The following is an 11,447-nucleotide window of genomic DNA, read 5'->3' on the forward strand; positions in this document are numbered from 1 at the left end:
GAAATGTGATGGGCAAGAAAAAAGTCGTGATCGGGATGTCGGGCGGGGTGGATTCCTCGGTCGCGGCGTGGATGCTGAAGGAACAGGGCTACGACGTGGTCGGCCTGTTCATGAAGAACTGGGAAGACGACGACGATTCCGAATACTGCTCGACGCGGCAGGACTGGATCGACGCCGCCAGCGTGGCCGACGTCATCGGCGTCGACATCGAGGCGGTCAACTTCGCCAGCGAATACAAGGACCGCGTGTTCGCCGACTTCCTGCGCGAATACCAGGCCGGCCGCACGCCCAACCCGGACGTGCTGTGCAACGCCGAGATCAAGTTCAAGGCGTTTCTGGATCACGCGATGCACCTCGGCGCCGACCTGATCGCCACCGGCCACTACGCGCGCGTGCGCCAGAGCGGCGACAAGTTCGAACTGCTGAAGGCGGTCGACCACACCAAGGACCAGAGCTACTTCCTGCACCGCCTGAACCAGGCGCAGTTGTCGAAGACCCTGTTCCCGCTGGGCGAAATCCCCAAGACCGAAGTGCGCAAGATCGCCGAGCGACTCGCGCTGCCGAACGCCGCCAAGAAGGATTCGACCGGCATCTGCTTCATCGGCGAGCGCCCGTTCCGCGAATTTTTGAACCGCTACCTGTCGTACAAGCCGGGTCCGATGAAGACGCCGGACGGCAAGGTGGTGGGCGAGCACGTCGGCCTGTCGTTCTACACGCTGGGCCAGCGCAAGGGCATCGGCGTCGGCGGCATGAAGGCGTACAAGAATCCGGACGGCAGCAGCGACGCCTGGTATGTGGCGAAGAAGGACGTGGCCGAGAACACGCTGTACATCGTGCAGGGCCACGAACATCCGTGGCTGCTGTCGTCGACGCTGCGCGCCGACCAGGCCAGCTGGATCGCCGGCGAAGCGCCGTCAGCGCGCCCGATGGCCGCCAAGACCCGCTACCGCCAGGCCGACGTGGCGTGCGAGATCGCGCCGGAAGGCGATTCCGATTTCGCGCTGAAGTTCATGGAGGCGCAATGGGCGGTGACGCCGGGCCAGTCGGCGGTGCTGTACGACGGCGACGTGTGTTTAGGCGGGGGCATCATCGACAGTTCCACCTTCATCGCCTGACACGCCTTTCCTCCGCACACCGGATACTGGGGTCGGACCCCGTACGGGGTCCGACCCCATGCGGCTACGCGCCGGTTCCCAAGCCGGGATGCCTTGCGGGTTAAGCCTCGGCGTCCGGCTGAAGCTCCGGACCATCCTTGGCCAGCGCCGCGCGCTGCCGCTTGACCATCGCGATCACCACATTGCGGATCGTATTCAGCACGGTGTCCGCCTTGAACGGCTTGACGATGAAGCCGCTCACGCCCATCGCATGCGCCGCCTGGATGGTGGCCGCATCGAATTCGCTGGACACCATGAAGATCAGCGTCTTCGGCCAGTTGGTTTTAATCTCCCGCACCACGTCCTCACCGCTCTCCATCTGCTCGCGCGCGATGCAGACGATGTGGGGCTGGTATTTGATCAGCAGCGCCATACCGTTGGCGCAGGTGTGGGCCTGGCCCACCACGTCATAACCGCCGTCGGTCAGCACGGTGTTGAGCAAACCGCGCGCGACAGCGCTGGAATCGATAATCACCGCTTTTAACATCTTGCAAACCTTGTATTTATAGACGCGCTTATCTTTCCCAAGCCAGCATGTTCCAGGTCACGCCGACCCGCACGTCTGTTTTCAATTGCACCAATTGTCGAGAAAGATACAGCATTTCGCGTTCTTTTCGTAGTGTTTCGCCCAGCGTATCCTTCAGAATGCCGGCGCCGGCCATGATCCCGTCCAGCGTGCCGTAAGTACGCAACAGTCGCGCCGCCGTCTTGACGCCGACCTTGGACACACCCGGAATCGAATCGGTGACATCGCCCATCAGCGCCAGCAGGTCGGGCAGCTGCTCCGGCGGCACACCCCACTTCTGCTCGACCCACGCATGGTCGTGCCACTCGCTCTTGAAGTGGTCCCACACCCGCGCGCCCTGCGCGATCAGGCCGTGCAGATCCTTGTCGGTGCTGGCGACGGTGGCCTCGCCTCGGCCGTCGGCCAACCAGCGCAGCACCACGGTGCCGATCACATCGTCGGCCTCGACCTCGGGCAGCGACACCACGTGCAGGCCGAAACCCTGCAGCTTCTCGTAGAACCCGGGCAGCGCCTCGCGCAGCGGCGACGGCATCGGCGCGCGGCCCTCGCGGTAGCCGGCATACAGATCGTGACGCCAGGTGCGGCCGCCGAAATCGAAGGCCGGCAGCACATGGGTCGGTTCATGGTCGTTGACCAGTTTGCGGAAAGAGGACAGCGCGTGGCGCAGCGCGATCTCGGCCTTTTCGGGGCTATCGGGTTCGGGGCTGGCTTCGTAGACGCGGCGCACAATATTGAGGCCGTCGATGGCAAGGAGTCTACCCATGTTCAACATCATCCGGGCTTGATCAAGCCGCCATTCTACCGCACCGCTGTTTACTTCAACAGCTCATACGGGCCGCCGCGCTCCAGCGCGCGCTGGAAGGCCGGGCGGCTGTGGATGCGTTGCAGGAAGTCGAGCAGCTTCGGACGGCTTGCGTTCAAACCGCCGCGCGCGGCGGCCGCCTCCAGCGGGAAGCTCATCTGGATGTCGGCGGCGCTGAACTCGGCGCCGGCGAACCACGGCGACTTGCCCAGCTCGGCCTCCAGATAATCCAGATGCATCTCGATCTGCGGCTGGATGTACGTGCCCTTGACCTTCTGCGCGATGGCGCGCGCGATCGGCTTGACGAAGAACGGCGCCGGACTGGTCTCGACCCGGTCGAACACCAGCTTCATCAACAACGGCGCCATCGCCGAGCCCTCGGCGTAATGCAGGAAATAGGTCCAGCGGCGCCGCTCCGCCGTGCCGGCCGGCGGCACCATGCGGCCATGGCCATAGGTCTCGACCAGGTACTCGACGATCGCCCCCGACTCCGCCACCACGATGCCGTCGTCGCTGATCACCGGCGACTTGCCCAGCGGATGAATGGCGCGCAGCTCCGGCGGCGCCAGCATGGTCTTGCGGTCGCGCTGGTAGCGCACGATCTCATACGCCAGCCCCAGTTCCTCCAACAGCCACAGCACGCGCTGCGAGCGCGAATTATTGAGATGGTGGACAACGATCATGTCAGGTTCCCGAAAAAAAGAACGGCCGTGCGCCGCGATGCCGCCAGCTTAGCATTGTTGCCGCGTTTACGCCGCCCCCTCCACGGACCGATGGATTCCGATGGGAAAGCACAGTACACTCGACGCCAGCCTGCCGCCACCGGAGTGTTCATGAATTTCCTGTCACCGCGTTACCTTGTCCTCATCGCCGCCATCGTCACCCTGCTCGCCTCCGTGGCGCTGCGGGCCCCGTGGGAAATCGCCGTCGCCGCCGCCGCGCTGACCCTCGTCGGCATCACCGACCTGTTGCAGACCAAGCGCGCGCTGCGCCGCAATTACCCGATCCTGGCCCACTTCCGCTTCTTCTTCGAATCGATCCGCCCCGAGATCCGCCAATACTTCCTCGAAGACGACACGGTGGCCGAACCGTTCTCGCGCAACCAGCGCAGCATCGTCTACCAGCGCGCCAAGATGGACACCGACAAGCGCCCGTTCGGCACCCAGATGGACGTCTACGCCCCCGGCTACGAATGGATCAACCACTCGATCAAACCGGCGCCGGAACAGCACCACGACTTCCGCGTCGAGATCGGCAACCACCCCGACTGCCCGCGCGCGCAACCGTATTCGGCCAGCGTGTTCAACATCTCGGCGATGAGCTTCGGCGCGCTGTCGGCCAACGCCATCCTGGCGCTGAACGGCGGCGCCAAAGCCGGCGGCTTCATGCACGACACCGGCGAAGGCAGCATCAGCCCCTACCACCGCCAGCACGGCGGCGACCTGGTGTGGGAGATCGGCTCCGGCTACTTCGGCTGCCGCAATGCCGACGGCAGCTTCTCCGAAGCCAACTTCATCGCCAACGCCACCACGCCGCAGGTCAAGATGATCGAGCTGAAGCTGTCGCAGGGCGCCAAGCCCGGCCACGGCGGCGTGCTGCCGGGCGCGAAAGTGACGATCGAGATCGCCACCACGCGCGGCGTGATGCTGGGCGAGGACTGCATCTCGCCGTCGTCGCACTCCGCCTTCAGCACGCCGCTGGAGATGCTGGCCTTCATCGACCGCCTGCGCACCCTGTCCGGCGGCAAGCCGACCGGCTTCAAGCTGTCGATCGGCCACCCGTGGGAATTCTTCGGCATCGTCAAGGCGATGCTGGCGACCGGCATCGTGCCCGACTTCATCGTGGTCGACGGCGGCGAAGGCGGCACCGGCGCCGCGCCGGTCGAGTTCACCGACCACGTCGGCACGCCGCTGCAGGAAGCGCTGCTGCTGGTGCACAACACGCTGGTTGGCGCCAACCTGCGCGACAAGGTCAAGGTCGGCGCCTCCGGCAAGATCATCACCGCCTTCGACATCGCCCGCACCATCGCGCTCGGCGCCGACTGGTGCAACTCGGCGCGCGGCTTCATGTTCGCGCTGGGCTGCATCCAGTCGCAAAGCTGCCACACCGACCGCTGCCCGACCGGCGTCGCCACCCAGGACCCGGCCCGCCAGCGCGCGCTGGTGGTGCCGGACAAGATCCGCCGCGTCGCCAACTTCCACGAGAACACGCTGAAGGCGCTGGCGCAGCTGATCGCCGCCGCCGGCGCCACCCACCCGTCGCAACTGAAGCCGCGCCACCTGGTGCGGCGCATCTCCGACCACCAGGTCAAGCTGGCCTCGGCGCTGCTGCCGTACCTGGAGCCGGGCGAACTGCTCGACCCGAGCCAGCTGGCGCGCCTGCCGCCGGTGTTCGGCCTGTACTGGCCGATGGCACAGGCGGAATCGTTCAATCCACTTTGTTAATCCACCCGGGAGTCGGCATGTCCAGATTCACATTCGCAATCCTATTCGCCGCCGCCGCGGCCCTGATCGACGCGCAAGCGCAAGCGCCGGCCCACGCCGACGAGCAGCGCGACGCCGCGCTGTACGCCAGGATCGACGCCATCTTCGCCGACTACGCGCTCGACCAGCATGTGCCCGGCCTGGTGTACGGCATCGTCGCCGACGGCAAGCTGGTCTACGTGCGCGGCCTGGGCGTGCAGGATCTGCAAACGAATCGGCCGGTGACGCCGGACAGCCTGTTCCGCATCGCCTCGATGACCAAGGCCTTCACCGCGCTGACGCTGTTGAAGCTGCGCGACGACGGCCGGCTGCAACTGGACGCGCCGGCCGAGACCTATGTCCCGGAAATGAAGAACTGGAAGTATCCGACCGACGACTCGCCGCGCATCCGCGTCCGCGACCTGCTGAACCACAGCGCCGGCCTGGTCACCGACGATCCGTGGGGCGACCGCCAGACGCCGTTGCCGGAAGCCGCGTTCACCCAGCTGCTGCGCGGCGGCGTCCCGTTCAGCAACGCCCCCGGCGTGACGATGGAATATTCCAACCTCGGCTACGCGCTGCTGGGCCGCATCATCAGCAACGTCTCCGGCCGGCCGTTCGCCGACACCATCACCAGCACGCTGATGCGGCCGCTGGGCATGACGTCCTCCGGCTTCGTCGCCGACGCCGCGCCGGCCGAACGCCGCGCGCAGGGCTACCACTGGGCCGACAACGCCTGGACGCTGGAACCGACGATGGCGCACGGCGCGTTCGGCGCCATGGGCGGGGTGCAGACCAGCGCGGTCGACTACGCCAAGTGGGTGGGTTACCTGCTGTCGGCCTGGCCGCCGCGCGACGGCGCCGACACCGGCCCGGTCAAGCGCGCCACGGTGCGCGAACTGGCGCAGGGCTCGAACTTCGCGCAATTGCGCAAGCGCCTGGGCCACAGCGGCGCCGACAGCTGCCGCCAGGCGTCGGCCTACGGCATGGGAATGAACGCGGCGGTCGATTGCGAGCTGGGCTTGACGCTCAGCCACGGCGGCGGCTATCCCGGCTACGGATCGCACGTGCTGCTGCTGCCGGACATGGGCGTCGGCCTTTTCGCCTTCACCAACCGCAGCTACTCGGGTTCCGCCACCCCGGTGTGGGATGCGGCGATGGTGCTCAGCAAGGGAGGCTACCTGAAACGCCGTGCGACGCCGGTCAGCAGCGACGTCGCCACCGCCTACCGCGCCGCAGGGAACATTTATCAGCAGGGCGATATCGCCGTCGCCGCCGACCAGCTGGCGATGAACTTCCTGCTGGACCGCGACGCGGCCGGCTGGCGCCGCGACCTGGCGGGCCTGAAGGAGAAGGTGGGCGCCTGCGACACCGCGTCGCCGCTCAGCGCCAAAGGCGCGCTGGCCGGCGAGTTCGTCTGGCGATGCGAGCACGGCCAGGTGACCGGCACGCTGCTGCTGACGCCGACGCTGCCACCGCGCATCCAGACCCTGGACTTGCAGCAGAAGGCGCCCTAGGGATCAGCGCTGGACGCGCAGATTGATGACGCGCTTGGCCGGCTTGGACGCGTCGCCCGGCGCGGCGGCCTTGGCGCTTTTGTTGGAGTCGCAGTTGCCGCAGCCGTCGCCGCAGCTGGACGTGGTGTTGAACACCCTGGCCAGCCGCGCCTGATCGAAGCCGCGCTGGCTCAACGCATGTACGATGCGCCGGCGCAGCGCCGCCGGCAGGTACTTGCTGCAGAAATGCGCCAGCGCCGCCACCACGATCACCCCCACGATCACTTGCTGCCACATATCAACCTCCGAAAGCCAACGCGATGCGGTACGTGAGGAACGACGCCACATACGCCAGCGCAAACAGGTAACCAGCCATCAGCCACGCGAAGCGCACGCTGTTGGTTTCGCGGCGCACCGTGCTCAGCGTCGCCATGCACTGCGGCGCGAACACATACCACGCCAGCAGCGACAACGCGGTCGGCAGCGACCAGGTCGAACCGATGATCGGCGCCAGCGCCTGCGCCACCTCGTCGCCGCTCTGCGACAGCGCGTACACGGTGCCCAGCGCGCCGACCGCCACTTCGCGCGCCGCCATGCCCGGCACCAGCGCGATGCAGATCTGCCAGTTGAAGCCGATCGGCGCGAAAATGAATTCCAGCCCGCGGCCGATGATGCCGGCCAGACTGTAGTAGATCGGCGGATGCGTCGCGCCTTCCGGCGCACCCGGGAACGAGCTCAGCACCCACAGCAGGATCGTCAAGGTCAGGATGATGGTACCGACCCGCGTCACGAAGATCTTGGCGCGCTCCCACAAGCCCAGGCCCAGGTTGCGCATATGCGGCCAGTGGTAGGCCGGCAGCTCCATCATCAGCGCCTGGTGCGCCTTGGTGTGCATGAAGCGCTTCATCACCCACGCCACCGCCATCGCCGAAATGATGCCCGCGAAGTACAGCAGGAACAGCACCAGCCCTTGCAGGTTCATGAAGCCGGCCACCTCGCGGTCGGGAATGAAGGCGGCGATGATCAGCGCATACACCGGCAGCCGCGCCGAGCACGTCATCAGCGGCGCGATCATGATGGTCACCAGCCGGTCGCGCCGGTTCTGGATGGTGCGCGCCGCCATCACGCCGGGAATCGCGCAGGCAAAGCTCGACAGCAGCGGAATGAAGGCGCGGCCCGACAGGCCGACACCGCCCATCAGCCGGTCCAGCAAGAAGGCCGCGCGCGGCAGATAGCCGCAATCCTCCAGGAACAGGATAAAGAAGAACAAAATCAGAATCTGCGGCAGGAACACCAGCACCCCGCCGACGCCGCCCATGACGCCGTCCACCAGCAGGCTGTGCAGCAAGCCCGGCGGCATCGACGCCGTCATCCACGCCGCCAGGTGTTCGACCCCGGCGGTGATCATCTCCATCGGCGTCGCCGCCCAGCTGAACACCGCCTGGAACACCAGGAACATCAGCACCGCCAGGATCACCGGACCGAGCACCGGATGCAGCACCACGTTGTCGATCTTTTCGCTCAGGTTGCCGCTGTCGTTGACGTCGTTGCTGACCAGCTCGAGGATGCGGCGCACTTCGCGCTGCGTCTCCTCGACGCCGACCGCGTCGATCGCCGACAACGGATGCGGCTGGGTCGCCGCCAGCGGCCACATGCCGTCCAGCGCGCGCAGCAGCGACTTCTCGCCGCCGGCCTGCACCGCCACGGTTTCCACCACCGGCATGCCCAGCTCCTGCGCCAGGCGGTCGGCGTCGATGCGCATGCCGCGCTTGCTGGCGACATCGACCATGTTGAGCGCCAGGATCATCGGCAGGCCCAGGCGCTTGATCTCCAGCACCAGGCGCAGGTTCAGCCGCAGGTTGGTGGCGTTGACCACGCACACCACCACGTCCGGCGCCGGATCGCCGGCGCGCTTGCCGGCCACCACGTCGCGGGTGATTTCCTCGTCCGGCGTGTGCGCCGACAAACTATAGGCGCCCGGCAGGTCCAGCACGCGGAAGGCGTGGCCTTCGGGCGAATTGAACGAACCTTCCTTGCGCTCGATGGTCACGCCGGCGTAGTTGGCCACTTTCTGGCGCGCGCCGGTCAGGCGGTTGAACAAGGCGGTCTTGCCGCAATTCGGGTTGCCCAGCAAGGCCACCATCGGCGTCCGGGATTGCACGGGGAGTCCGGGCAAGGATTTTTCTACGGCGCCCATGATTTATTCCGGTTGAATCGAGATCAGCGCCGCTTCGAAGCGACGCAAGGCGAAGGTGGAGTTGCCGACCTTGATCGCCAGCGGTTCGCCGCCCGGCATGCCGCGCTTCAGCATGCGGATTTTTTCGCCGGGCACGAAGCCCAGTTCCATCAGCCGGCGCGACAAATCCGCGCCATCGTCGGCGATGTCGCCGGGAGAAACATGCACCACGGTGGCGGCGGCGCCGACCTGGAGCGTGTCCAGGGTGATCAGGGGAACAGCGTGCGTCATGAGCGAATCCGGTCAGGACCGGCGAACTGCAAGATCGCGTTCTCGCCGGAAAGAAGATACTAGCATTATAAACGGTAATGCGAATTACTTCTATTTGCGCTTGCATCCCGCTCAGATTTGAGGCAGTATACGATTAATGATAATGATTCGCATTAAGTAGAACGCAATCATGTCATTCAGACTTTTTTTTAGCCTAGCCAGAAGGTGTATCGATGATTGTTTGTGTTTGCAATAACATATCTGATCGTGAAATCCGTCAAGCCGTGGAATTGGGATTAACGTCGATGGAAGAACTGCGCCGCGATTTGGGCGTCGCGACCTGCTGCGGTCAATGTTTCTCCTGTGCCGAAGAAATCCTCAACGAACATTTGGCCGCCATCCAGGCAAGCGCCGATATCAAAGAGACGGTGCTCAAGCGCCCGGTCTTCACCAACTAATATGAACACAATGACCTACGGCCTGTCAGCCTCCGCGCTGACCGGCGACGATCGCGGCATCGCCCGCAAGCTGAAGGCGCAATGGCGCAGCAACGGCCGCAAGTTCGCACCGTTCGCAGCGATCGTCCTGGGTCATGCCGTGCTGTTTTACGCGATCAACTCCGGCATGCTGCGCAATGTCACCAAGGCGCTGATGCCGCAAGTGGTCAACATCACCTTCGTCGCCTCGCCGGAACCGTTGAAGCAAACCCCGCCGCCGCCGAAGACGGTGCCGGTGGTGCAGAAAACGCCGACCTTCGTGCCGCCGCTGCCGCAACTGAACATCGTCCAGACCGAACCGACCATCACGCTGCCGCCGCCGCAACCGCGCGCGGCCGAAGCCACGCCGTCGACCGCCGCACCGTCGCCGGTGGTCGCGCCACCGGCACCGCCGGCGCCGTCCACGCCGAAGACCGTCTCCGGCGTCGAATACATCCGTGCCCCGCAACCGGTCTACCCGAGCATCGCCCGCCGCATGGGCGAAAGCGGCACCGTCACGCTGCGCGTGCTGATCGGTGAAAAGGGTTTGGCCGAACAGGTGGTGATCCAGAAGTCGTCCGGCTCCGCCAACCTCGACGAAGCCGGCCGCCAGGCCGTGCTGCGCGCGCTGTACAAGCCGTACCTCGAGGACGGCAAGCCGGTCCCCGTGTACGCGCTGGTGCCGATCAACTTCCAGCTGGGCTGATTTTACAGATCCAGCCGACCCTCGATGGAATCGTCCATCGTCTTGCCGATCACGGCGCCGATCAGCATCTTGACGCTGGCCACCGCCTTGCCGTGCTTGGTGTCCCAATAGTAGCCGTAGGTCGGCGCGAACTTGATCACCGTGATGCGCGGGTCGTCCTCGCCGGCGGTGAACCAGGTCTTCATGGTGAAACTCCACAGCTCCTTGATCTTGACCGGGTCGCGCGACACCGTCGCGATGCCCTCCAGATGCATGAACTCGGAATGCGCCGAACCCTGGAAGTACAGGGTCGCCGCCGGATCGGCCGCCAGCTCCATGTTCTTCAGGCTGTCGGAGGCGCTGATGAACCACAGGTTGCCGAGTTCATCGACCTGCAGCGCGGTCATCGGGCGCGCGTCGCCGGGGCCGCCGGCCGCGTCGTTGGTGCAGAAGAAGCAGCCGGAGGTGCTGTCGACGAAATCCTTGATCTTCTTGACGGCGTCTTCGCCGATCAAGTCCTGGTGATTGGTTTCTGTTTGTTGGGCGTTGATCGAATCCATGGCGAGCTCCTGTTGAGTGAATCCCCATCCTAACGCCGACCGCGCCCGCACTCAGTGGGCTGCCTCACACACGCGCTTGCGAACGCTAATTGTTTTCATTAGCACCACCCGTCTCGTTACGCGTGATTTAGCACATTTTCCGCGAAATTCCGGAGTAATCGCTACACGTTGGGGCGCGGTTCGTGGCAAAATGCGGCTATTCCCGCAACCATTTCAGAAAGACCTCCCATGAAGGGCGACCAAGAAGTTATCCGTTTGCTGAACGCTCAGCTGACCAACGAACTCACCGCGATCAACCAGTACTTCCTGCACGCGCGCATGTACCGCCACTGGGGCCTGGAAAAGATCGCGAAGAAAGAATACGAAGAATCGATCGGCGAGATGAAGCACGCCGACAAACTGATCGACCGCATCCTGATGCTGGACGGCCTGCCGAACCTGCAAGCCATGCACAAGATCATGATCGGCGAGAACACCGAAGAAATGATCGGCTGCGACCTGAAGCTGGAAAAAGCCGCGCACATCACCGTCAAGGAAGGCATCGCCGCCTCCGAGAAGGCCGGCGACTACGTCTCGCGCGATCTGCTGCTGATGATCCTGGAAGACACCGAAGAGCACATCGACTGGCTGGAAACCCAGCTGGACCTGATTGGCAAGATCGGCATCCAGAATTACCTGCAAAGCCAGATGAACGAAGAGTAAAAAAAACGCCCCACGGGGTAATGCCGTTCAGTTAAGGAGATTTTTTTAGTACGCGAACGTCATATTTTCTAGGTCTGCCCTTGACGGCCCGGTCGAAGCTTCGACCGGGCCGTTCTTCATTCAGAAGGCTAACCAACC

At 64.7% G+C, this 11,447-nt stretch carries 13 protein-coding genes; 6 read left to right on the top strand and 7 right to left on the bottom strand.

Annotated elements, in window-relative coordinates; genetic code table 11:
• The first annotated feature begins 8 nt into the window (after positions 1–8).
• On the top strand, positions 9–1,115 hold the full coding sequence (gene mnmA / locus GW587_RS22330) for a tRNA 2-thiouridine(34) synthase MnmA (protein ID WP_166106802.1): 1,107 nt from the start codon (positions 9–11) through the stop codon (positions 1,113–1,115).
• A gap of 100 nt (positions 1,116–1,215) precedes the next feature.
• Here the strand turns inward: mnmA and GW587_RS22335 are convergent, their stop codons facing one another.
• Genes GW587_RS22335 through GW587_RS22345 form a run of 3 tightly spaced genes read right to left on the bottom strand, consistent with a single transcriptional unit; the run spans position 1,216 to position 3,165 of the window.
• Positions 1,216–1,641 carry a response regulator gene (locus GW587_RS22335; protein ID WP_166106803.1) on the bottom strand — a complete coding sequence of 142 codons (426 nt, stop codon included), beginning with the start codon at positions 1,639–1,641 and terminating at the stop codon, positions 1,216–1,218.
• A gap of 28 nt (positions 1,642–1,669) precedes the next feature.
• Positions 1,670–2,443 carry a 5'-3' exonuclease gene (locus GW587_RS22340; RefSeq protein ID WP_166106804.1) on the bottom strand — a complete coding sequence of 258 codons (774 nt, stop codon included), beginning with the start codon at positions 2,441–2,443 and terminating at the stop codon, positions 1,670–1,672.
• Between the two features lie 50 nt (positions 2,444–2,493).
• Positions 2,494–3,165 carry a glutathione S-transferase family protein gene (locus GW587_RS22345; RefSeq protein ID WP_166106805.1) on the bottom strand — a complete coding sequence of 224 codons (672 nt, stop codon included), beginning with the start codon at positions 3,163–3,165 and terminating at the stop codon, positions 2,494–2,496.
• A gap of 150 nt (positions 3,166–3,315) precedes the next feature.
• Here GW587_RS22345 and GW587_RS22350 point away from each other — a divergent pair, with 150 nt between their 5' ends.
• Together GW587_RS22350 and GW587_RS22355 are read left to right on the top strand one after the other, a co-directional pair.
• The gene (locus GW587_RS22350; RefSeq protein ID WP_166106806.1) at positions 3,316–4,926 is read left to right on the top strand and encodes an FMN-binding glutamate synthase family protein; all 1,611 of its coding nucleotides are present in this window, start codon (positions 3,316–3,318) and stop codon (positions 4,924–4,926) included.
• A gap of 17 nt (positions 4,927–4,943) precedes the next feature.
• A complete protein-coding gene (locus tag GW587_RS22355; RefSeq protein WP_166106807.1) occupies positions 4,944–6,461 on the top strand; it encodes a serine hydrolase domain-containing protein in 1,518 nt (505 codons plus the stop codon).
• A 3-nt stretch (positions 6,462–6,464) separates the two neighbouring features.
• Here GW587_RS22355 and GW587_RS22360 read toward each other — a convergent pair whose 3' ends face one another.
• The 3 genes from GW587_RS22360 to GW587_RS22370 are packed head-to-tail and all read right to left on the bottom strand — an operon-like array spanning position 6,465 to position 8,907.
• Positions 6,465–6,737 (bottom strand): DUF6587 family protein, encoded by a 273-nt coding sequence (locus GW587_RS22360; RefSeq protein ID WP_166106808.1) that lies wholly within the window; start codon positions 6,735–6,737, stop codon positions 6,465–6,467.
• 1 nt (position 6,738) lies between these two features.
• The gene (gene feoB, locus GW587_RS22365) at positions 6,739–8,637 is read right to left on the bottom strand and encodes a ferrous iron transporter B (RefSeq protein ID WP_166106809.1); all 1,899 of its coding nucleotides are present in this window, start codon (positions 8,635–8,637) and stop codon (positions 6,739–6,741) included.
• 3 nt (positions 8,638–8,640) lie between these two features.
• Positions 8,641–8,907: a FeoA family protein gene (locus GW587_RS22370; RefSeq protein WP_166106810.1), complete on the bottom strand. Its 267-nt coding sequence runs from the start codon at positions 8,905–8,907 to the stop codon at positions 8,641–8,643.
• Positions 8,908–9,119: 212 nt separating this feature from the next.
• Between GW587_RS22370 and GW587_RS22375 the strand changes: the two genes are divergently transcribed.
• Positions 9,120–9,344, top strand: a complete 225-nt coding sequence (locus tag GW587_RS22375) for a (2Fe-2S)-binding protein (protein WP_166106811.1) — start codon at positions 9,120–9,122, stop codon at positions 9,342–9,344.
• 1 nt (position 9,345) lies between these two features.
• On the top strand, positions 9,346–10,068 hold the full coding sequence (locus GW587_RS22380) for an energy transducer TonB (protein WP_166106812.1): 723 nt from the start codon (positions 9,346–9,348) through the stop codon (positions 10,066–10,068).
• A 2-nt stretch (positions 10,069–10,070) separates the two neighbouring features.
• Here the strand turns inward: GW587_RS22380 and GW587_RS22385 are convergent, their stop codons facing one another.
• Positions 10,071–10,607 (bottom strand): pyridoxamine 5'-phosphate oxidase family protein, encoded by a 537-nt coding sequence (locus GW587_RS22385; RefSeq protein WP_166106813.1) that lies wholly within the window; start codon positions 10,605–10,607, stop codon positions 10,071–10,073.
• A 228-nt stretch (positions 10,608–10,835) separates the two neighbouring features.
• On the opposite strand from GW587_RS22385, the gene bfr reads away from it, so the two are divergent.
• Positions 10,836–11,309: a bacterioferritin gene (gene bfr / locus GW587_RS22390; RefSeq protein ID WP_166106814.1), complete on the top strand. Its 474-nt coding sequence runs from the start codon at positions 10,836–10,838 to the stop codon at positions 11,307–11,309.
• Positions 11,310–11,447: the final 138 nt, after the last annotated feature.

It is taken from the genome of Duganella aceris, from assembly GCF_011090165.1.
GTDB classification, from domain to species: domain Bacteria; phylum Pseudomonadota; class Gammaproteobacteria; order Burkholderiales; family Burkholderiaceae_D; genus Rugamonas; species Rugamonas aceris.